The 20,127-nt window shown below is 67.4% G+C and carries 20 protein-coding genes; 14 read left to right on the top strand and 6 right to left on the bottom strand.

The genetic code is table 11. The annotated features are described in order from the left end of the window. Positions 1–43: 43 nt before the first annotated feature. The 8 genes from minC to kduD all read left to right on the top strand — a co-directional run bounded on the left by minC (position 44) and on the right by kduD (position 7,063). Positions 44–793, top strand: a complete 750-nt coding sequence (minC, locus tag VK682_RS04225) for a septum site-determining protein MinC (RefSeq protein ID WP_230796362.1) — start codon at positions 44–46, stop codon at positions 791–793. After that, positions 790–1,635: a septum site-determining protein MinD gene (gene minD / locus VK682_RS04220; protein ID WP_089845144.1), complete on the top strand. Its 846-nt coding sequence runs from the start codon at positions 790–792 to the stop codon at positions 1,633–1,635. Before minC ends, minD begins: the two co-directional genes overlap by 4 nt. Further along, the gene (gene minE, locus VK682_RS04215; protein WP_089845143.1) at positions 1,632–1,922 is read left to right on the top strand and encodes a cell division topological specificity factor MinE; all 291 of its coding nucleotides are present in this window, start codon (positions 1,632–1,634) and stop codon (positions 1,920–1,922) included. Before minD ends, minE begins: the two co-directional genes overlap by 4 nt. Before the next feature lie 308 nt (positions 1,923–2,230). After that, positions 2,231–3,433 (top strand): plasmid partitioning protein RepA, encoded by a 1,203-nt coding sequence (gene repA / locus VK682_RS04210; RefSeq protein ID WP_324781487.1) that lies wholly within the window; start codon positions 2,231–2,233, stop codon positions 3,431–3,433. Further along, positions 3,433–4,392 (top strand): plasmid partitioning protein RepB, encoded by a 960-nt coding sequence (repB, locus tag VK682_RS04205; RefSeq protein ID WP_230796365.1) that lies wholly within the window; start codon positions 3,433–3,435, stop codon positions 4,390–4,392. The genes repA and repB overlap by 1 nt, the downstream gene beginning before the upstream one ends. Before the next feature lie 244 nt (positions 4,393–4,636). After that, positions 4,637–5,680, top strand: a complete 1,044-nt coding sequence (gene repC / locus VK682_RS04200) for a plasmid replication protein RepC (RefSeq protein ID WP_324781486.1) — start codon at positions 4,637–4,639, stop codon at positions 5,678–5,680. A gap of 115 nt (positions 5,681–5,795) precedes the next feature. Continuing rightward, entirely contained in the window at positions 5,796–6,218 is a 423-nt protein-coding gene (locus VK682_RS04195; RefSeq protein WP_324781485.1) for a VOC family protein, read from the top strand. 74 nt (positions 6,219–6,292) lie between these two features. After that, positions 6,293–7,063: a 2-dehydro-3-deoxy-D-gluconate 5-dehydrogenase KduD gene (kduD, locus tag VK682_RS04190; RefSeq protein ID WP_230796371.1), complete on the top strand. Its 771-nt coding sequence runs from the start codon at positions 6,293–6,295 to the stop codon at positions 7,061–7,063. On the opposite strand, the gene VK682_RS04185 is transcribed toward kduD, so the two are convergent. After that, a complete protein-coding gene (locus VK682_RS04185) occupies positions 7,060–7,719 on the bottom strand; it encodes a TetR/AcrR family transcriptional regulator (protein ID WP_230796373.1) in 660 nt (219 codons plus the stop codon). The genes kduD and VK682_RS04185 overlap by 4 nt on opposite strands. A 101-nt stretch (positions 7,720–7,820) precedes the next feature. On the opposite strand from VK682_RS04185, the gene VK682_RS04180 reads away from it, so the two are divergent. The 6 genes from VK682_RS04180 (at position 7,821) to VK682_RS04155 (ending at position 14,987) form a co-directional block, all read left to right on the top strand. Next, positions 7,821–8,963, top strand: coding sequence for an HlyD family secretion protein (locus tag VK682_RS04180; RefSeq protein WP_324781484.1), 1,143 nt, complete (start codon positions 7,821–7,823; stop codon positions 8,961–8,963). Then, entirely contained in the window at positions 8,960–10,519 is a 1,560-nt protein-coding gene (locus tag VK682_RS04175) for a DHA2 family efflux MFS transporter permease subunit (protein WP_230796376.1), read from the top strand. The genes VK682_RS04180 and VK682_RS04175 overlap by 4 nt, the downstream gene beginning before the upstream one ends. Before the next feature lie 259 nt (positions 10,520–10,778). Next, a complete protein-coding gene (locus VK682_RS04170) occupies positions 10,779–12,788 on the top strand; it encodes a TonB-dependent receptor domain-containing protein (protein ID WP_230796377.1) in 2,010 nt (669 codons plus the stop codon). A 14-nt stretch (positions 12,789–12,802) separates the two neighbouring features. Then, positions 12,803–13,093, top strand: a complete 291-nt coding sequence (locus VK682_RS04165) for an iron transporter (RefSeq protein WP_230796378.1) — start codon at positions 12,803–12,805, stop codon at positions 13,091–13,093. Continuing rightward, entirely contained in the window at positions 13,090–14,649 is a 1,560-nt protein-coding gene (locus VK682_RS04160) for a PepSY-associated TM helix domain-containing protein (RefSeq protein WP_230796379.1), read from the top strand. Before VK682_RS04165 ends, VK682_RS04160 begins: the two co-directional genes overlap by 4 nt. A 2-nt stretch (positions 14,650–14,651) precedes the next feature. Then, entirely contained in the window at positions 14,652–14,987 is a 336-nt protein-coding gene (locus tag VK682_RS04155; RefSeq protein WP_230796380.1) for a DUF3325 family protein, read from the top strand. Here VK682_RS04155 and VK682_RS04150 read toward each other — a convergent pair. Genes VK682_RS04150 through VK682_RS04130 form a run of 5 tightly spaced genes read right to left on the bottom strand, consistent with a single transcriptional unit; the run spans position 14,968 to position 20,041 of the window. Further along, on the bottom strand, positions 14,968–15,561 hold the full coding sequence (locus VK682_RS04150) for an adenosylcobinamide amidohydrolase (protein WP_380716588.1): 594 nt from the start codon (positions 15,559–15,561) through the stop codon (positions 14,968–14,970). The genes VK682_RS04155 and VK682_RS04150 overlap by 20 nt on opposite strands. 41 nt (positions 15,562–15,602) lie before the next feature. After that, entirely contained in the window at positions 15,603–16,376 is a 774-nt protein-coding gene (locus VK682_RS04145) for an ABC transporter ATP-binding protein (protein WP_230796382.1), read from the bottom strand. After that, on the bottom strand, positions 16,373–17,353 hold the full coding sequence (locus VK682_RS04140) for a FecCD family ABC transporter permease (protein WP_324781483.1): 981 nt from the start codon (positions 17,351–17,353) through the stop codon (positions 16,373–16,375). The genes VK682_RS04145 and VK682_RS04140 overlap by 4 nt, the downstream gene beginning before the upstream one ends. Continuing rightward, positions 17,350–18,195, bottom strand: coding sequence for an ABC transporter substrate-binding protein (locus VK682_RS04135; protein WP_324781482.1), 846 nt, complete (start codon positions 18,193–18,195; stop codon positions 17,350–17,352). Before VK682_RS04135 ends, VK682_RS04140 begins: the two co-directional genes overlap by 4 nt. Further along, on the bottom strand, positions 18,170–20,041 hold the full coding sequence (locus tag VK682_RS04130) for a TonB-dependent receptor plug domain-containing protein (RefSeq protein ID WP_324781481.1): 1,872 nt from the start codon (positions 20,039–20,041) through the stop codon (positions 18,170–18,172). The genes VK682_RS04135 and VK682_RS04130 overlap by 26 nt, the downstream gene beginning before the upstream one ends. Between the last annotated feature and the right edge of the window lie 86 nt (positions 20,042–20,127).

The following is a 20,127-nucleotide window of genomic DNA, read 5'->3' as shown; positions in this document are numbered from 1 at the left end:
GTCGAATCCGCGCCCGCATCCGAGCAGGAGCGCAGGACAAGGCGTGCCCACGCAAGACCAGACATCCCGTGACGGACCCGTCACCACCATCCGCCCCTTCCAGATCCGGGGACGGTTCCTGACCGCCGTGGCCCTGCGTCCCGAGGATGCGCCCGTGGACGCGGCGTTTTTCGAGGCGCTGGATCTGCAGCTGCGCCAGACGCCGCAGTTCTATACCGACGCGCCCATGGTGCTGGATCTGGATCTGGCCACCAACCTGTCGGATCCGGACGCGCTGCGCGCGCTGATCGACGCGCTGCGGGCGCGCAAGCTTGCGGTGTTCGGGTTCCAGAATGCCGGGCCCGAACAGGTGCGCATCGCGACCGAAGCCGGGCTGATCCCGGTCTCCGGCGGGCGCGACACGCCCGTGCGCGAAGAAACCCGGTCCCGCCGCCGCGCCGATGCCGCCGCCCGGCTGCACGATCCGGCCAACAAGCTGGTGACGGTGCCGGTGCGCTCCGGCCAGCTGATCTATGCCGAACGCGGCGATCTGATCGTGGTGGGATCCGTGGCCTCGGGCGCCGAACTGATCGCCAGCGGCAACATCCATGTCTATGGCCGGATGCGCGGCCGCGCCATGGCGGGTGTCGATGGCAACGAAAATGCGCGTATCTTCTGCCAGAACCTCGATGCCGAGCTTCTGGCCATTGCCGGGCTCTACCGGACCAACGAACATCTGGAGGAGCATCTGCGGCGGAAAGCCGTGCAGGTCTTCCTTCGGGATCAGAACCTTTGTGTGGAGGCGCTCGGATGACACCGGATTCCAATGAGGACCAGAGAGTGAGCAAGATCATCGTCGTCACGTCCGGCAAGGGGGGCGTCGGCAAGACCACCTCTGCCGCAGCCATCAGCGCCGCGCTTGCCAAGCGCGGGCACAAGACCGTCGTCATCGACTTTGACGTGGGCCTGCGCAACCTCGACATGATCATGGGCTGCGAACGCCGCGTGGTCTTTGACTTCATCAACGTGATTCAGGGCGAGGCCCGGCTGAAACAGGCGCTGATCAAGGACAAGCGGCTGGACACGCTGTCGGTGCTGCCCACCTCGCAGACCCGCGACAAGGACGCGCTGACCACCGAAGGCGTGGAAAAGGTGCTGGCCGAACTGCGCGAGGAATTCGACTACATCATCTGCGACAGCCCGGCGGGCATCGAACGCGGCGCGCAGCTGGCGATGTATTTCGCCGACGAGGCCATCGTGGTGACCAACCCCGAAGTGTCCTCGGTCCGTGACAGCGACCGGGTGCTGGGGCTTCTGGCCAGCAAGACCAAGCGCGCCGAAGAAGGTGGCGAGCCGATCAAGGCGCAGGTGCTGCTGACCCGCTACGACAGCGCCCGCATCAAGAAGGGCGAGATGATGTCGCTCGAGGACGTGCTGGAAATCCTTGCCGTGCCGCTTCTGGGGATCATCCCCGAAAGCACGGCGGTGCTGCGTGCCTCCAACGTCGGCGTGCCGGTGGTGCTGGACGAGCCCTCCAATGCCAGCGCCGCCTATGAGGACGCGGTGGCGCGGCTTCTGGGCGACAAGGTCGACATGCGGATCGAAGACGAGAAACGGCCCGGCTTCTTCAACCGGCTGTTCGGGCGGTCGGCATGAAGAAATTCGGATTCGGCCTGTGGCCCCGCAAACAGTCCTCGGGGCAGACCGCCAAGGAGCGGCTGCAGATCCTTCTCGCGCATGAGCGCGGCAGCAGTGCGGAGGCCCCGGACTTCCTGCCGCAGCTGCAGCGCGACATTCTGGAGGTGGTGCGCCGCCACATGCAGATCGACAATGACGCGGTCGACGTGCGCATGGAACGCGGCGACGACTTCTCCAGTCTCGAGATCAACATCGAACTGCCGGCAAAGCGCGTGCCGCCGCAGGGCGTGCCCCGGCGGCGCTGAAGCGCCGCCCCTGCTCCACCGATTCTGCAGGCGCGCCGCGCCCTGCCCTGCGGGCCCGCCCAAGACCGCATTTCGCGGCGTTTGGCCCGACTTATCCACAAGCGATTATTTCACAGTCATTTCATGAGCTTGATGGCGGATCTTCAGATCCCGTCAAAGCCTGCCCCGGCACAGTTTCTTGCCGCCCGCTGAAAAAGCTGTTGTTTGCTGCCAAGTTGCGTGCCAGAAGTTTCATTGTCGCCTGATTGCGCCATAGGCGCGTTTGTGCGACGACAGACAAGAGGTCCAACAAAAGACCCGAGGGCAGCATGAACCAGACGACCGAACTTCCCCTGCCGGGGTCGATCGCCGAGACGATCAGCAGCAACGCCGCCCGCCTGTCGGACGCGCTCAACGATCATATGCGCAACAGCTTCCAGCCGGACAGCCGCAAATCGCTGCGCAAGTTTCATCCTGCCGAAGTCTCGGAACTGACCGGCATCAGCATGTCGAACCTGCGCACCCGCCATCAGGAGGGGGATTTCCCCGAGGTGGAGACCGACGCGCGTGGTCGCAGGCTCTATTCCGCCGCCGAGATCGACACGATCCGCGAGGTCATGGCCCGCACCGGACGCAATGGCGACGCCTATCTGCCCGGTCGCCGCGACGGAGACGGGCTGCAGATCATCTCCATCGTCAATTTCAAGGGCGGCTCCAGCAAGACCACCACCGCGATCCATCTCGCGCAGCGCTATGCCCTGCGCGGCTATCGCGTGCTGGCCATCGACATGGATCCGCAGGCCAGCCTGACCACCATGTTCGGCTACCGCCCCGAGATCGAATTCGCCGCCGGGGGCACGGTCTATGACGCGCTGCGTTACGAAGATCCGGTGCCGCTGAGTCAGGTCATCCGCAAGACCTATTTCCACAAGCTGGATCTGGCCCCCGCCGGGCTGATGCTGTCGGAATACGAGACCGAGACCGCCTATGCGCTGCAGCATCGGCTGGATCCGCCCTTCACCCAGCGGCTGGCCATTGCGCTGGACGAGGTGGAGGCCGATTATGATCTGGTGATCATCGACTGTCCGCCGCAGCTTGGCTTCACCACCATGACGGCGCTTCTGGCCTCCACGGGGCTGCTGATCACCGTCGTACCCTCGATGCTGGACGTGGCGTCCATGGCGCAATTCCTTGAAATGGCTGGAGAAACCGTCAGAACTCTGGAAGAGGCGACAGGCCCCACCGACTGGAAATTCCTGAAATTCCTCGTGGCCCGCTACGAACCCACCGACGTGCCGCAGTCGCAGATGGCGGGGTTCCTGCGGTCGATCCTGCTGGATCAGGTGCTGACCACGCCGATGCTGAAATCCACCGCCATCTCTGACGCGGGCATGACCCAGCAGACGATCTACGAACTCGATCCCGGGCAGGTGGTGCGCAAGACGCTGGACCGCATTCTGGAAAGCGTGAACGGGGTTGCCGACGAATTCGAACAGGCCATCCAGCAGGCCTGGGGCAGAAAGGCAGGCTGATGGCACGGCGCAACATCTTTACCCCTCCGCCCCCGCCTGCCGCTGCCGATCCGGCAGAGCAGCGCACCCGCTTTCCGGCCACCGGCGCCATGACCGGCATGAAATCGACGCTGCGCGATCTGTCCAGCAATGCGGTGCGCGAGATTGACCCCGCGCTGATCGACGCGGGCGGCCCCAAGGACCGGCTGGAATTCAGCGATGCCGATGTGGCCGATCTGGCCGAAAGCATCCGCGCGCATGGCCAGCAGGTGCCCATCATGGTGCGCCCCCTGCCCGACCAGCCCGGGCGGTTCCGCATCGTCTATGGCCGCCGCCGCCTGCGGGCGCTGCGGCTTCTGGGCCAGCCCGCCAAGGCGCTGGTGCGGTCGCTGGACGATGCGCAGGCGATTCTGGCGCAGGGGCAGGAAAACAGCCTGAGGCTGGATCCCAGCTTCATCGAAAAGGCGCTGTTTGCCGCCGAACTGGCCGATACCGGCTATGAGCAGGCGGTGATCCTTGACGCGCTGGCGGTGGACAAGCCCATGCTGTCGCGCATGAACAAGGTGGCGCGCGCCCTGCCCGCCCCGGTGGTGCACTGGATCGGCCCCGCCCATGGCGTGGGCCGCAGACGGTGGGAGGATCTGGCCAATGTGGTGCTGGACCGCGCCCCCGATCTTGACGCGCTGGTGACCGAGCTTGCCGACAGCGCCGAAGGCCTGGGATCGGATGACCGGTTTTCCCGTCTGGCTGACCGCGTGGCGCGCGCGGCCAAGGTCGACCGTGTCGCCGCCGGCAGCCCCCCTGCCCTGCCGGTAAGCACCGAGGACGGCGTCCAGATCGCCGAGATCCGCGATACGCCGCGTGCCCTGACCCTGAAATTCTCCGCCAGTGACCAGCCGGAGTTCACCCGCTGGATGCGCGAGAATGCCGCCCCGGAACTGCTGCGCCTCTATGCGGCGTGGAAAGCCGGAGCGGACTGAGCCCACCCTTTCGAGCAGCAACAACAAGGAGCACAAAGCGCCGCCGCACCAAAAAGAAAGAGCCCCCCAAGGTCACCCCCGGAGAGCCCAATCTGTTGCTTAGCACCCTCAGATTTACCAGCTTCTCCGCCACAGTCAAGAACAGCCGATTCGGCTGACCCAGAGTTTTTGCCTTTTTCAGGGAAAAACCCTGCTGTGACCTTGCGCGCCCGGCTCCCGGGGTCCGGCCCGCCGTGACATCATCATGGGTTTTACACAGATTTCCGCCCCCACCGGGGAGCGGCCGGGCGCAGCTTTGCCCGCAGACGACGCCCGGCCCGACCGGTTCGCCGTCATCGACACCCTGCGGCTTGCGGCGCCAAGCCTTGGGCTGAAACCTGCCGTGGTGGCAACCTTGGAGGTGCTGCTGTCCTGCCTGCCACCACGGCGGCGGCACGACGTGGTCTTCGCCTCCAACGCCACGCTGACTTTCCGGCGCAGCGGGCTCAGCGAACGCAGCCTGCGCCGCCATGTGGTGAAGCTGGAAGAGGCTGGCCTGCTGATCCGCCATGACAGCCCCAATGGCAAACGCTACACCTGCCATGATCCCGATGGTCAAGGCGTGCTGCGCTTTGGCTTCGACCTTGCGCCGCTCTTTGCCCGGATTGACGAGCTGCAGCATCTGGCCGAGACGCAGCGCCAGCAGGACCGTCGCCGCAGCTTTCTGCGCCAGCGCCTGCGCGTAGCCCTGTCCCGCGTGCTGGATCTGGAGCCGCAGCATCCCGAGGCACTGGAAGCCCGGCGGATGCTGCGCCGCAATCTCGATCTGGCGACGCTGGAGCTGATGCTGCAGGACTGGCCGGAGCAGCCGCTACAGGCTACGGACACCCCCCCGCCAGCCAGCATTCTGTCCGGCGATGACGGCCAGATTGTCCGGCACCATCCTAAGTCAAATACCGAAGAAAAAGATTCAAAAGACCAAAGCCTCGCCATCCCTGCCCTGCTGCACGCCTGTCCCGAAGCGGCAAGCTATCTGCAGGGAAAGCCGCGATCGGTGGCGGAGGTCGTCGCCCATGCCCGGATGCTGGCGCCGATGATGGGCATAGATGCCAGCACTTATGGCTTGGCCGAAGACCGGCTTGGCCAGACCGGCACAGCGCTGACCATCTGGGCGGTGCTGCAATTGCAGGGAAAGGTGCGCCAGCTTGGTGCCTATTTCCGCGCGCTGACCAGCGGCAAGCGGGCGCAGGGGTTCGATCCTTGGGCGCTGATCGACCGGCTGTCCCGACAACAGGCGCGGGCGGCCTGACGGGCCCGCTTTGTCCGCGGACAATGACCAGCACCTTTTTGTCCGCGGACAAGCCATGCTTGACCCCTGCCCTCCCAGCCGCAGAATGATCCTGCACCTCGGATTGGAGAACGCCATGCAGCAGCAGATCGCCGTCATCACCCTCGGCAGCGCAGATCTTGCGCGGTCCCAGAAATTCTTCGCGGAAGGGTTCGGCTGGCAGCCGGTGTTCCAGAACGAACATATCCTGTTCTATCAGATGAACGGCTTCGTGCTGGGCATTTTCCAGCGCGAGGCGATGGCAGAGGATATGGGCCAGACCCCGCAGGCCGGTCCCGCCGCCATGGCCTTGGCACATAACGTCGCCACAGAGGCGGAGGTGGCGCCGTTGATGGAACGGCTGGTCCGCGCCGGGGCACGGGTGCTGCGCCCAGCCGATGCGCCCCCGCATGGCGGCTTTCGCGGCTATGTCGCCGACCCGGACGGTCATGCCTGGGAAATCGCGTGGAACCCGGCTTGGCAGATTGATGCCGAAGGGCATGTCACCTTCGGCTTGTAACCGCGCCGCTTTCCGGACCCGGCTGCGGCTGCTAGCTCTGGCCCCGTCCTCACATCCTTCAGAAAGGCCCCGCCATGACCAAGACCGATTTCCCCGATCTTGCCTCCCTCTTTGATCTGACCGGACGCCGCGCGCTGGTCACCGGCGCGCGCAGCGGCATCGGGCAGGCCGCCTGTGCCGCGCTGGCCGCCGCTGGCGCCGATATCGTCGGGCTGGGATCAAGCCCCATGCCGGAGACTGCCGCGCGCATCACCGCCATGGGCCGCAGCTTCGACGCGCTGGAGGTGGATTTGTCCGCGGCACAAGATTTTGACGCGGTGCTGGACCGCGCCGGTCCGGTCGACATTCTGGTGAACAACGCGGGCCAGATCCGCCGTCATGACCTGCTGGAGTTTCCGCAAAGCGACTGGGACGCGATCCTGCAGATCAACCTGACCGCCGCCTTCGGGCTGGCGCAGGCGGCGGCGCGGCAGATGGTGGCGCGCGGTGTGCCGGGGCGGATCGTCAACATCGCCTCGCTGCTGTCGTTTCAGGGCGGCATCCGGGTTGCGTCTTATACGGCGGCCAAGCACGGGCTGCTGGGGCTGACGCGGGCCATGTCGAACGAACTGGCGGGGCAGGGGGTCACGGTCAATGCCATCGCCCCGGGCTACATCGCCACGGACAACACCGCCGCCCTGCGCGCCGACGATGACCGGTCCCAAGCCATTCTGGAGCGTATCCCCGCCGGGCGCTGGGGTGCGCCGGAGGATCTGATGAGCGCGGTGCTGTTTCTCTGCGCGCCGGGATCGGGCTATGTCACCGGCAGCTGCGTGACGGTGGATGGCGGCTGGATGGCACGCTAGGTCCCGGGGCCGTAAGCGGCCAGAAACACCCGCACGGCGGCCTCGGCGGTGCGGGTGATCTCCGCCTCATCCGGCGGGGCAAGGCGGCGCCCGAACACCCGCTGCCGCCAGAGACCGGCGGTGGACAGTTCCAGAAACTGCTGCGCGGCCAGTTCGGGATCGTCGATCCGCAGCCGCCCGGCCGTGGCCTCGGCAGCCAGCCAGTCCGACAGCGCGCTCAGCACATGCCGAGCCCCTGCATCGTAGAAGCGCTGGCCCAGATGTGGCATCCGTTCCACCACCGCGACCACGATGCGCTGCGCCCGCACCACCTCTTCCGAGGTCAGCTGCCGCGCAAGGCCGGTGGCATAGCTGCGCAGCCGGTCCTCGGTGCAGCCCGGCCCGGCCAGAGGTTCGCTGATGCCGCGAAAGAACCGCGCGCGCATGTCCTCGACCAAGGCAAAGAACAGATCCTCCTTGTGCTCGAAATAGACATAGATCGTGCCCTTCGACACGCCCGCCGCCTTGCACACGGCGTTCATGCTGGCCGCGTCAAACCCCTGTTCCAGAAACACCTGCCATGCGCCGCGCAGGATCTGGCGGCGTTTGTCCGGGTCGGCACCCGCAGCATGGCGGCGTTTTGGCGAGGGCGGGGCAGGGGCATCGGTCTGGGTCATGCGCCCTGTATAATCGAACTGACCGGTTCGATGAAGTCTTGATCTTTGCCTGCCAGCGTCCTATCTGGCTGTCGAACCACCCGGTTCGATGGGCCGGGCCAATGTCACCGAAAGTCACGCTTATGTCCCGCCACGATCCGATCGACCCCGCCACCGCCACCCCTTCGGCCATGGACACGCCGCCACCCCGCCGCCGCAAGGGGCCCGTGCTGGCCGGGCTCGCGCTGGTGGCGCTGCTGGGGGGCGGCTGGCAGGGTTGGTCGTGGTGGAGCGAGGGGCGGTTCCTGATCGAGACCGACGATGCCTATGTTCAGGCGGATCTGTCGCTGGTCTCCTCCAAACTCGAAGGCTATGTCGCCGAAATCCCGGTGGAGGCGAACCAGCATGTCCGGCAGGGCGAGGTGCTGGTGCGCATCGACGATGGCGATTACCGCATCGCGCTGCAGCAGGCGCAGGCCAAGCTGCCGACGCTGGACCGCACGCTGGCCCGGATCGACGCGCAGGTCAGCGCCGCCGAGGCTGCCGTGACACAGGCAGAGGCGCAGCGCGCTGCGGCGCAGGCGAGCCTGCGCACCGCCAGCACGGCGGCGGAGCGCGCCCGCGATCTGGCCGCGCGCCGCGTCACCTCTCAGGCTGATCTTGACCAAGCCACCGGCGCGCTGGACACCGCCCGCGCCAATCTTGCCGCTGCCGAAGCCGCGATCACCGGTGCGCGCGCCGAGGTGGAGGTGCTGCAGGCACAGCGCGCCGAGACGGAGTCGAGCCGCGCCGACCTGCAGCTTGCCGTTGCTCAGGCGCAGCGCGATCTGGACATGACCGTGCTGCGCGCGCCGTTTGATGGCACCGTGGCCAATGTCGCCATTGAACAGGGCGAACTGGTCAGCCCCGGCGCCCGGCTGGCGGCGGTGGTGCCCGATCATGGCCTGTATGTGGAGGCGAATTTCAAGGAAACCCAGCTGGCCGAGATCGTGGCGGGCGAAACCGCGCGGATCCGCATCGACGCGATGGAGGGGCACGAGATCGAGGGCCGTGTGGTGTCGCTGGCGCCCGCCACCGGCTCGGTCTTCTCGCTCTTGCCCGCGGACAATGCCACCGGCAACTTCACCAAGATCGTGCAGCGCGTGCCGGTGCGGATCGATCTGCCCGACGGCACCCAAGGCCTGCGCGCGGGCCTGTCGGTGGTGGTGGAGATCGACCGCCGCACCGCGCCTGAAGGCACCGCCGTGGCGGAGGTGCGGCAATGAGCACCGCGACACAGGACAGCGAACCAGACCTTACGCCGCGCCGGGTCGCGGCGTTTCTCGTCATGGTGTTTGGCATGTTCATGGCCATTCTCGACATCCAGATCGTGTCGGCCTCTCTGCCCGAGATTCAGGCGGGGCTGGGGGCCTCGTCTGACGAGATCTCGTGGGTGCAGACATCCTATCTCATCGCCGAGGTGGTGATGATCCCGCTATCGGGGCTGCTGGCGCGGATGATGTCCACGCGGTATCTGTTCGCGCTGTCGGCGGCAGGCTTCACCGCCGCCTCCTTTCTCTGCGCGACCTCGGGCAGCATCTCGGAAATGATCCTGTGGCGCGGGGTGCAGGGCTTTCTGGGCGGGGGCATGATCCCCTCGGTCTTTGCCGCCGCCTTCACCATCTTTCCGGCCAGCAAGCGCAACATCGTCTCGCCGATGATCGGGCTGATCGCGACGCTGGCGCCCACCGTGGGGCCGACCGTGGGCGGCTATCTCAGCCACACCTTCAGCTGGCACTGGCTGTTTCTGGTCAACGTGCCTGCGGGGATACTGGTGAGCCTTGGCGCGCTGGCGCTGATCGATTTCGACGGCCCCGACTGGTCGCTTTTCAACCGGTTCGACTGGCTGGGGCTGGGCGCGCTGGCCTGCTTTCTGGGCGGCATGGAATTCGTGCTGGAAGAAGGCCCCGGCAATGACTGGTTTCAGGACGAGGCCGTGGCGATCCTGTTCGCCGTCATGGTGGTGGGCGGCATCCTGACCTTCTGGCGGGCCGTCACGCGGCGCGATCCGGTGGTGGATCTGTCGGCCTTTGCCAATACCAACTTCGCGGTCGGTTCGGTGTTCAGCTTCGTGATGGGCATCGGCCTTTACGGCATGACCTATCTTTACCCGCTCTATCTGTCTTCGGTCCGGGGCTATGACAGCCTGATGACCGGGCAGACCGTGTTCGTGTCGGGGCTCGCCATGTTCTGCACCGCGCCGCTGGCGGGGATGCTGGCCTCGCGCGTGGATCTGCGGGCCATGCTGCTGGTGGGCTTTCTGGGCTTTGGCCTGTCGTCATGGATGCTGACCGGGATGACGGCGGAATGGGATTTTCAGGAACTGCTGCTGCCGCAGATCCTGCGCGGCATGTCGCTGATGATCTGCATGGTGCCGATCAACAACCTCGCGCTTGGCACGCTGCCGCCCGACAAGATGAAGGGCGCCTCGGGGCTTTACAACCTGATGCGCAACCTTGGCGGCGCGGTGGGGCTGGCGCTGATCAACACGCTGCTCAGCGACCGGCGCGCGCTGCACACCGCCCGGCTGGACGAGGCACTGACATGGTCCAACCCCGAGGCGCTGCGGCAGCTTGACCTGATGGCCGCCAATCTGTCGGCGCAGGGGCTGGACGGCGCGCAGGGGGCGCTGGCGCAGCTGGCACAGCGTGTGGCGGGGCAGGCGGTGGTGATGTCCTTCATCGATGTCTTCCTGCTGCTGACCCTGCTGTTTGTGGGGCTTGCCGTCATGGCGCTGGCGATGAAGCCGCCCGCCCGCGGCGCCAAACCGCCCGCGCATTGACGGCGGGCAGGGCAGGGCAGGGGGCGCTGCCAGCACGGCGGCGCCCCGATCACGCGCGGATCGCGGAAAAGTCAGAAACGTAGTTGACTAAAAAACTCAACCTCTGCTAAGCCCCTCCCGTCGCCGGCAGACGGGCTGGCGCCGACAGGCCAGGTTTTTCCCAGCAATCGGATCATAAAGTTGCGGGTGCTGTCTTGGGCGGCGCTCCGCTGTGAATATGGCGTCGGGGCGTGTCCCCGGCGGAAAGCGGGACAGGACCATGACACACAGGATCACCTTCGCCGGGCGGTTGCGTTCGGGCTGCGCGGCGCTGCCGCTGATGCTTGCCTCCACTCCGGTGCTGGCGCAGGATCTCAGCCTTGATGACGCCTATCTGGGCGAAATCGTCATCTCGGCCACCGGGTTCGAACAGCAGATCGCCGATGCGCCCGCCACGATCACCGTCATTTCCTCGGAAGAGATCGAGGGCCGTTCTTATAGCGGCATCACCGACATTCTGGACACCATCCCCGGCATTTCCATCGAATCCAGCGGCTCGGGCAAGCTGCCCGGATCAAGCTCGATCAACATCCGCGGCTTTGGCGAGGATTACATCCTGTTCCTTGTCGATGGCAAACCCGTCGGCGACAGTCAGGATGCCTATTACAACGGCTGGGGCAGCGGCCAGCGCACCCAGCTTCTGCCGCCGCCCGCCATCATCGACCGGATCGAGGTGATCCGTGGCCCGATGTCGTCGCTTTATGGATCCGCTGCCTCGGGCGGGGTCATCAACATCATCACCAAACCCACGGCGGATGTCTGGACCGGCACGCTGTCGGTGGGCCAGACCCTGCAGGAAGACGGCAAATCCTCGGATTCGCTGCAGACCAACTATTACCTGACCGGGCCGCTGGTGAAGGACCGTCTGGGGCTGAGCTTTTACGGTTCCACCTTCGACCGCGCCTCCGACAAATACGAGGGCGGGTTTTCCGGCATCGAACGCCGCACCAATGGCGTGCGGCTGACCTGGCAGATGACCGAAGCGCAGGATCTGGAGCTGGATTACAGCAAGTCGCGGCAGACCACGACGCGCGATCTGGACAATGGCACCACCGAAACCGATGTGAACACCACCCGGCACGATGTGGCGCTGAGCCACCAGCTGCGCTGGCAGAACGGGTTCGAGACCACCTCCTTTCTCAAGAAAGAGCGGGTGGAGATCGACGAGGGCAGCAACCTGTCCTCCTTCGAGCAGCTGAATTTCAACAGCAAGACGCTGATGATCTTCGGCGCCCACAAGATGACCGCAGGCCTTGATTACAAGCTGGAAAAGACCTTCCACGACGCTGACCGCTTTCCGGGATCGATCAACACCGATCTGGAACGCTGGCATGCCTCGCTGTTTGTCGAGGACGAGATCAGCCTGACCGACGATTTCACCCTGACGCTGGGCGGGCGCTATGACGAGAACGAGAAGTTTGGCGACAACTTCACGCCGCGCATCTATGGCGTCTGGCATCTGCGCGACACGCTGACCCTCAAGGGCGGCGTCAGCGGCGGCTATACCGTGCCCGCGCTGAAACGCACCGATGACGGCATCGTGGAACAGGCGGGCCGGGGCCGGGGCTGGGACAAGGGCAACAGCAGCCTGCAGCCCGAGGAAAGCACCAATTACGAGCTTGGCATGGTCTGGACGCCGCGCAGCGACCTGCAGCTGGGGCTGACCGCCTATCACACCAAGTTCACCGACAAGATCGACAAGGAACGCATCTGCGACAGCCCCGACACCAATGGCGACGGCACCGTGGACGAGGCCGAATGGAGCTGCGTCTATAACGGCGAGACCCGGCAGTGGATCAACCAGTATGTGAACCTTGACGAGGCCGAGATTCAGGGGGTCGAGGCGACGCTGGACTATCGCTGGCGCGATCTTGACGTGACCGCGAATTACACATGGTCCGACAGCGAGATCACCTCGGGCGTCAACAAGGGTGAACGGCTGAACGCGCTGCCGCAGCACATGGTCAATCTCGGGCTCGACTGGCAGGCCAATGACCGGCTGTCGCTGTGGAGCAAGGTCAAATTCAAAAGCGAGACCAACGAGGAAGCCAGCAGCGACCGGGTGCCCGGCTACACCATCGTGGATCTGGGCGCGGCCTATGATTTCAACGACTCGCTGCAGGGCAATTTCGGCATCTACAACGCCTTCGACAAGCAGATCACCAGCGAGGATTACGGCTCGCTGCTGGACGGACGGCGCTATTTTGTCGGCCTGACGGCCCGGTTCTGAGACAGGGGGCAGGCGTGGCGTTTCCCTCCGCCGCCCTCTCTCCACGAAGCGCCGTCACCCTCCGGGTGGCGGCGGCTTTGGTCGGGGGGTACGGGCTGGCCAATCTGACCGTGCTGGCCTGCCGCCTGCTGCCGCTTGCGGGGCAGGACGGCGCGCGGCTTGGCGCGATGCTGGCCTTCATGGTCTTTGCGCTGGTCCCGGTCTGGGTCTTTTCCATCCGCAGCCCGGCCCGCATGGCGGCGGGGCTGGTCCTGCCTGCGGCGGCGCTTGGGCTGCTGCTCTGGTCTTTTGGGGGGCTGTCGTGAAACAGGGCTTTCGCCAGAACATGGCCTGGCTGCACACATGGACGGGGCTGGTGCTGGGCTGGCTGCTGTTCGCGGTCTTCCTGACCGGGACGCTCGCCTATTTCCGCAGCGAGATCACGCTGTGGATGACGCCGGAACTGCACGCCGCGCGGCCCGGGGCGGCGCCCGCACAGCTGGCACTGGACCGGCTGGCGGAACTGGCGCCGGAGGCCGACAGCTGGTCGGTGACGCTGCCCTCGGAACGCAGCCCGGTGCTGGGGCTGTCATGGCGCGATCCGGGCCAGCCGCAGCAGCGCGGCGCGGGGCAGGTGATGGATCCCGCCACCGGCGCCCTGCTGACCCCGCGCGACACGGCGGGGGGCAATTTCCTCTACCGCTTCCATTTCGAACTGCACGGGCTGCCGCGCGAGGCTGCGCGCTGGATCGTCGGCGTCGCCACCATGGCGATGTTCGTGGCGATCCTGAGCGGGGTCATCACCCACAAGAAGATCTTCAAGGACTTCTTCACCTTCCGCCCCAGAAAGGGCCAGCGGTCTTGGCTTGATCTGCACAACATGACCGCCGTGCTGGCGCTGCCCTATCACCTGATGATCACCTATTCGGGGCTGCTGCTGTTCACCGCGACGCTGCTGCCCTTCGTGGTCGAAGGCCGCACCCGTCAGGCCGCGCCGCGGACCGACCCGCCGCCCGCCCTGACCGCGCCCGCGCCGCTGGTCCCCATCGCCCCGCTGCTGGCCAAGGCGCAGGCCCGCTGGGACATGCCCGCTGGCCGCATCAGCGTCGAGGGGCGCCTGAGCGCGCGGCCAGAGATCACCCTGTCGCCCGCGCGCAATGACAGTCTTGCCACGCAGGCCGGCGGCGGGGGAGGGGGCGCGCGCCTGCGCTTTGACGGCACCACCGGCGCGCTGCTGGAGGAAACCCTGCCGCCCCGGGTCAGCGCGATCACCGCGACCCATAACGTGCTGGGTGCGCTGCATCGCGGGCGTTTCGCCGAGACCGACCTGCGCTGGCTGTTCTTCCTGTCGGGCCTTGCGGGCACGGTCATGGTGGGCACCGGGCTGCTGCTCTGGACCGCGAAGCGCGGCATGAAACACGCCAAATCCGGTGTCACGCCTCTGGGCTTCCGGCTGGTGGAGCGGCTGAATGTCGGTGGCATCGCCGGGCTGTCGCTGGCCACGGCGGGGTATTTCTGGGCCAACCGTCTGCTGCCCGCCCGCCTTGACCAGCGGGCGGAGGCCGAGATTGCCGTATTTTTCGCGCTTTGGGCTGCGGCGGCGCTGCACCCGTTCCTGCGCGGTCCCGCGCGGGCATGGCCCGAACAGCTGGGGCTGACCGCGCTGCTGCTGCTGGGGCTGCCGCTGCTCAACCCGGCCACGGGGGGTGCGGGCCTGCCGCAGGCGGTGGCACAGGGCAGCTGGATCCTTGCCAGCTTCGATCTGGCGGCGCTGATCTGCGGCGCGGCCTATGCGCTGGCGTGGTGGTATGCCGGTCCGCGCAAACGCCGCCTGCCCAGCCCGGCGCCGCGCCTGCGCGCGCCACGCATCGCGGGGGAATGACCATGGCGGGATGGCTGTCGCTGCTCTTGTGCTACGCGGGCTTTGCTGCGCTCGCCTGCGCCATGCCCCGGCATTTTGCCCAGATCACCGGGCGGCGGGGGGCGCCGCTGCGGCCCCGGCTCTGGCAGGGGGCGGGGGCGCTGCTGCTGGCGCTGTCGCTTTGGGCGGCGCTCGATCAGTGGGGGCGGGGGCTGGGCCTGACCGCATGGGCGGGGATCCTGACGCTGGCCGCCCTTGCGCTTGGGCTGCTGCTGACCGGGATCGAGGAGCGGGCGCCGCGGCTGCTGCTGGTGCTGCCCGCCCTGCTGGTGGCGGGGCTTATGCTGGCGGCGGCGTAAACCGGGGCGCCACATCGCGCATCCAGTCCTGCCCGCCCGCCGTCACGGCGGCATAGACGGCGGCGCCGATCGCCTCGCCGATGTCGGTATGCAGGCCCGCGTAATCCTGCCCGCCTTCGGGGGCGGCCACGGCGATGCAGTCCGTGCCGGTGCCGGTGGCGATGCCCCCCGGCAAACGCAGCCCCAGATCCATCACGGCGGCGGTGCGCGCCTCTGTGGCGATGCTCAGCGCCTCCAGCAGGCCGGTGTCGCTGAGCGGCGCATCCAGCTGCAGGGCAAGGTTGATGGTGCCCCAGCGGCTTGGGTCGCGGGGCACGCGATGCCCCACCCGTTCGGCATTGGACAGGCCCACCGTGGCAAGGCAGAACGCCCCCGGCACCGCAGCGCTGCGATGGCTGGTCACATCGCGCGAGGTCAGCAGCACCACCGCATCCGCCGCACCAAGCGCGTCAAGTTCGGCGGCGAGCCATGCGCGCACGTCCAGATCGGGCGGCAGATCGGCATTGCGCACCTCGCGCCACAGGATGCGCCGCGCCCGGACATAGCCGGGACGGTTCAGCGCCCAGCTCAGCACCCGCAGCTCCGCCCCCAGATCAAGGCTCAGCCATGGCGCATTCAGGGTGACGGCGGGCAGGGCAGCACCTCCAGCGGTTGAAAGACCGGGCCCTGCGGCGTGTCGGCGAAATGCGCGCTGACCCGGAACACCCGGGCGACCAGATCGGGGGTCAGCACCTCGCGGGGCGGGCCATCGGCCACCAGCCGCCCATGGTCCAGCACCAGAAGCCGGGTGCAGTGCCGCACCGCCAGCCCCAGATCATGCAGCGACACGATCACGCCGCGCCCTTCGGCGGCCAGCGTCGCAAAGACGGTCATCGTGGCGATCTGGTGTTCCGGATCCAGCCCCGCGATGGGTTCATCGGCCAGCAGCAGCGGCGTGTCCTGCGCCAGCGCACGCGCGATCAACACCCGCGCCTGTTCGCCGCCCGAAAGCCGCGTGGCGGTGCGCGGCCGCAGCGGTTCCAGACCCAGTGCCGCCAGCGCATGATCGACGGCGGCACGGTCCGCAGCCGCCATGCGTCGCCCCGGTCCCAGATGCGGCAGGCGGCCGAGCCCCACCAGCGTTTCCACGCTGACCGGCCATGCGATCTCGCGCGTCTGCGGCAGCCATGCGGCGGCACGGGCGCGGGCGGGCTCGGGCAGGGCCGCGAGCGAGGAATGTCCCTCATGCGCCACCAGCCCCAGCGCCGTGCGCAGCAGCGTGGTCTTGCCCGCGCCATTGGGGCCGATCACCCCCACCAGTTCGCCCGCGCCCACCGACAGCGTGATGTCGCGCAGCACGGCGCGGTCCCGGCGGGTGACAGAGATCCGGTCCAGTGTCAGCAGGGTCATGCGCGCTCTCCCCGGCTGCGCCAGATCAGGTGCAGGAACAGCGGCGCGCCCACCAGTGCCGTCAGCACCCCCAGCTTCAGGTCGCGGTCGGGCAGCACCAGCCGCACCGCGATGTCGGCGGCGGTCAGCATCGCCGCCCCGCCAAGCGCCGAGGCCCAGAGCAGCGGCGCGGGCCGCCCGCCGGTGGCGCGGCGCAGCAGATGCGGCACCACCAGCCCGACAAAGCCGATGGATCCCGCCACCGCCGTGGCCGCCCCCACCACCAGCGCCGTGCCGATCACCAGCCCCAGCCGCAGCCGGGCGGGGCGCACCCCCATGGCCGCCGCCGCATCCTCGCCCAGCGTCAGCGCGTCCAGCCCGCGCCCGAGGCTCAGCAGCAGCGCCATGCCGACCGCCAGCAGCGGCAGCGCCAGCCAGAGATGGGTCATCGACCGGTCTGCCAGCGATCCCATGGTCCAGAACACGATTTCATTGGCGGCATAGGGGTTGGGCGACAGGTTCAGCACCAGCGAGGTCAGCGCCCCGGCCAGCGCCGAGATGGCGATGCCCGCAAGGATCAGCGTCAGCGCGCCGCCCCCCGGTCCCGCCAGCACCAGCACCAGCGCCACCCCCACCAGCGCGCCCGCCAGCGCCGACAGCGGCAGGCCCAGCGTCAGGCTGCCCGCGATCCCGGTCTGGATCGCCAGCACCGCGCCAAGTGCGGCTGATCCCGACACGCCGATCAGACCGGGATCGGCCAGCGGATTGCGCAGATAGCCCTGCATCGCCGCCCCGGCCAGCCCCAGCCCGGCGCCGATCAGCGGCGCCAGCAGCGCGCGCGGCAGGCGGATTTCGCGCATGACCATGCCAAGCGGCCCGTCGCTGCCAAAGACCAGCGCGCGCAGGCTTTCGCCCACGCCGACCTCGGCGGGGCCGGTCAGCAGCGACAGCGTGACCAGCGCCAGAACGGTCAGGGACAGACCCAGCGCCAGTTTCATTCCGTATCCTCCAGGGCGCGGCGCAGGCGCGCCGTGTCTTCCATGGCGCGCAGCACATGCGGGGTGCCGCAGACCCAGTCGGCATCGGTCACCGCCGCCATGGGCATCTGCGCGCGCAGCGCCGTCACCACGGGATGCGCCATGATGTCTTCGGACCGCGATCCGCCGGGATAGGGCTGGCTGGTCAGCACCGCATCGGGGGCGGCCAGCGCCAGCAGTTCCAGCGGGATCACCCCGCCGCGGGTCAGCCCCAGCTCCGCGGCCACATTGGCAAAGCCCGCCGCCTCCAGAATTTCGCCGCCCAGGGTGTTGCCGCCCAGCGTATAGCCATTGGGGAAATAGAGCGCTGCGCGCGGCGGGGTGGCGGCAGGATCGTGCAGCGTGGCAAGCCCCGCCTCGAATTCGGCCAGCAGTGCTGTCGCCTGCTCTTCGCGGCCCAGCACCTCGCCCATGCGGGCCAGATGCGCGCGCATGTCGTCAAGCCCGGTCACCGGGGCGAACTGCGCGACCGGGATCCCCAGCCGTTCCAGCATCGAGACGGTGGCACCTGCGGTATAGCTGCCCGCCAGCACCAGATCGGGGCGCAGCAGATAGACCTCTTCGGCGCCGCCATGGTTAAGGGGCCAGTGCTCGGCCTGCTGCGCCATGGCGGAGCTGCGCGGATCGCGCGCCAGATGCGACACCGACAGCAGCTGCCCCGGCGCGGCAAGCAGCATCGCCATCTGGTCGGTGCACAGGTTGATGGAGACGACGCGCAATGGCGCCGCCTCGCTGGCGGGCGGCAGGGCGCAAAGCCCCGCCGCCAGCATCAGGGCCTCAAAACTCCGACGAAAGCCCGACATAGACCGCACGTCCCCGGTTGGCATAGCCCCAGACCTCCACCGCATCCTTGTCGAACAGGTTCGTCACCCGCCCCGTCAGGGTCAGCCGGTCGTTCAACGCATAACGCGCCGCCACGTCCACCGTGGTGAAGGCGGGCAGTTCCTCGACCCCTTGATCGCCCCAACTGGTTTTGCCGTAATTCCCCGCGACATGACGCAGGTCGGCGGTGAAGGTGCCGCGCCCGTCAAAGGCGGCCAGCGTGGCGCCCAGCGTCAGCTCGTGTTCGGGGCTCCGCACCTCGACGCTGCCATCGGGATTTTCCGCGTTCAGCCAAGTATAGCCAAGCCGCAGCCCCAGCGCATCGGTCGCCTGCACCTGACCCGACAGTTCCACGCCCTTGCGGGAGCTTTCGCCGGGCTGGTTGAAGAAGCTGATGCCGCCACCCGGCAGCGAAACCTCGGTGATCTCGTCGGCCAGGTCTTCGCGGAAATAGGTCAGATCGACCGTGCCGCGCCCGGACAGCACCGGAAGCTCCACGCCCAGATCCCAGCCCGTGTTGATTTCCGGCGTCAGATCGGGGTTGCCGACATACCCCCAGTTGTCGGCGTAAAGGTCGAAATAGGACGGGTTGACGACCCCCTTGCCGCCGGAGGCATGCAGCCGCATCCCGTTCTCCAGCTGCCATGACAGGCCCAGCGTCCATGTGGTGATGTCGTCGAAGCGGGTGTTGTCGTCATGCCGCAGGCCGGCCTGAAGGTCGAAACCCTCGAACAGGCGGCCGCGATACTCCAAGGCCAGCGAGGACGTCTCGCGTTCGTAATCGGGATTGCTGGAGCTGTCGTCGCGTTCCCATTCCAGCAGCGTGTTCAGCAGATGATCGGTCTGCGCCACATCCCGCCCGTCGAGCGCGAAGCTCAGCCGGTATTTGGCCGCATCGGTGCGGGTGTTGGTCAGATTGTCGCCGACATGGCTCTGGGCATTGCGCGTGGTCTCTAAGCTCAGACGCTGCGCCAGCGCGCTGCCGGGGGTGGCGTATTCGCCAAAAAGGCCCGCCGTGGTTTCCCAGCGGTTGCTGTAGGGTTTTTTGTCGTCCACGACGTAATCATCCGGCCCGGTCGCGGGCCTGTTGTTGGAATCATACTCATAGTCTTCCCGCGACCGGCGCAGGGTGAAACCCAGCTTCAGCGCGTCGCCGATCATGTGATCGCCCGACAGGATCGCGGTGCCGCGGTTGATGCCATCCTTTTCGCCGCCGTCCCCGGAAGTGTCGAAGCCCTCGTCCTCGGCATAGGCCAGCGACAGCGACACGCCGCCGCGTGCGCTGCGGTTGGCGGCAAAGGCGCTGGCGCTCCAGCCCTGACCGACGCCGATTTCCAGCGTGCTGCGCAGGGTGCGGCCCTCGGTGCCCTTGCGGGTGATGATGTTGATGACCCCCGCCGAGGCATCCGAGCCGTAGAACACCGACTGCGGCCCGCGCAGCACCTCGATCCGTTCGATATTCGCGGTCTCAAGCCCGCTCAGCGCGTAGTTGCCATCGCCTGCCGCCGCTTCGATGCCGTCGATCAGGATCAGCGTATGGGCGGCCTCGGCGCCCCGGATGCGCACGGCGGTCAGGCTGCTGCCGGAGCTTGTGACCGACAGGCCGGGCATGGCGCGCAGCGCGTCCTGCACGGTGGCGATGCCCCGCTCCTCGATCTCGGCGCGGGTCAATACGGTGGAGGCGCGGCCATAGCGGTCGGCGGCGATCTCGCTCAGCCCGCCGGACAGCACGATTTCGCCCAGATCATAGGCGTCCTGTGCCAGCAGGGGCAGGGGGGTCAGCAGGGTGGAGGCGGCCAGCGCCGCCAGCAGATGGGTCCGGGTCATTGTCTTGTCCCTCAGACGCGGCCCGTTCCGGGTCCGCGCGATTCCGGTCTGACCTGCGGGGGACAGAGTCTTCCCGCAGATGGCGA

The organism is Salipiger marinus, assembly GCF_035481585.1.
GTDB classification, from domain to species: domain Bacteria; phylum Pseudomonadota; class Alphaproteobacteria; order Rhodobacterales; family Rhodobacteraceae; genus Salipiger; species Salipiger marinus.
Note: the sequence above shows the minus strand (reverse complement) of the source record. Positions and strands in the feature narration are given on the sequence as shown.

Excerpts from the sequence above, each read along its gene's own strand:
- VK682_RS04135 (WP_324781482.1), bottom strand. The coding sequence starts at position 18,195 with ATGTCGGGCTTTCGTCGGAGTTTTGAGGCCCTGATGCTGGCGGCGGGG.
- VK682_RS04195 (WP_324781485.1), top strand. The coding sequence starts at position 5,796 with ATGCAGCAGCAGATCGCCGTCATCACCCTCGGCAGCGCAGATCTTGCG.
- minE (WP_089845143.1), top strand. The coding sequence starts at position 1,632 with ATGAAGAAATTCGGATTCGGCCTGTGGCCCCGCAAACAGTCCTCGGGG.
- VK682_RS04155 (WP_230796380.1), top strand. The coding sequence starts at position 14,652 with ATGGCGGGATGGCTGTCGCTGCTCTTGTGCTACGCGGGCTTTGCTGCG.
- minD (WP_089845144.1), top strand. The coding sequence starts at position 790 with ATGACACCGGATTCCAATGAGGACCAGAGAGTGAGCAAGATCATCGTC.
- VK682_RS04140 (WP_324781483.1), bottom strand. The coding sequence starts at position 17,353 with ATGAAACTGGCGCTGGGTCTGTCCCTGACCGTTCTGGCGCTGGTCACG.
- VK682_RS04145 (WP_230796382.1), bottom strand. The coding sequence starts at position 16,376 with ATGACCCTGCTGACACTGGACCGGATCTCTGTCACCCGCCGGGACCGC.
- VK682_RS04130 (WP_324781481.1), bottom strand. The coding sequence starts at position 20,041 with ATGACCCGGACCCATCTGCTGGCGGCGCTGGCCGCCTCCACCCTGCTG.
- kduD (WP_230796371.1), top strand. The coding sequence starts at position 6,293 with ATGACCAAGACCGATTTCCCCGATCTTGCCTCCCTCTTTGATCTGACC.
- repA (WP_324781487.1), top strand. The coding sequence starts at position 2,231 with ATGAACCAGACGACCGAACTTCCCCTGCCGGGGTCGATCGCCGAGACG.
- VK682_RS04175 (WP_230796376.1), top strand. The coding sequence starts at position 8,960 with ATGAGCACCGCGACACAGGACAGCGAACCAGACCTTACGCCGCGCCGG.
- repC (WP_324781486.1), top strand. The coding sequence starts at position 4,637 with ATGGGTTTTACACAGATTTCCGCCCCCACCGGGGAGCGGCCGGGCGCA.
- VK682_RS04170 (WP_230796377.1), top strand. The coding sequence starts at position 10,779 with ATGACACACAGGATCACCTTCGCCGGGCGGTTGCGTTCGGGCTGCGCG.
- VK682_RS04185 (WP_230796373.1), bottom strand. The coding sequence starts at position 7,719 with ATGACCCAGACCGATGCCCCTGCCCCGCCCTCGCCAAAACGCCGCCAT.
- repB (WP_230796365.1), top strand. The coding sequence starts at position 3,433 with ATGGCACGGCGCAACATCTTTACCCCTCCGCCCCCGCCTGCCGCTGCC.
- VK682_RS04180 (WP_324781484.1), top strand. The coding sequence starts at position 7,821 with ATGTCACCGAAAGTCACGCTTATGTCCCGCCACGATCCGATCGACCCC.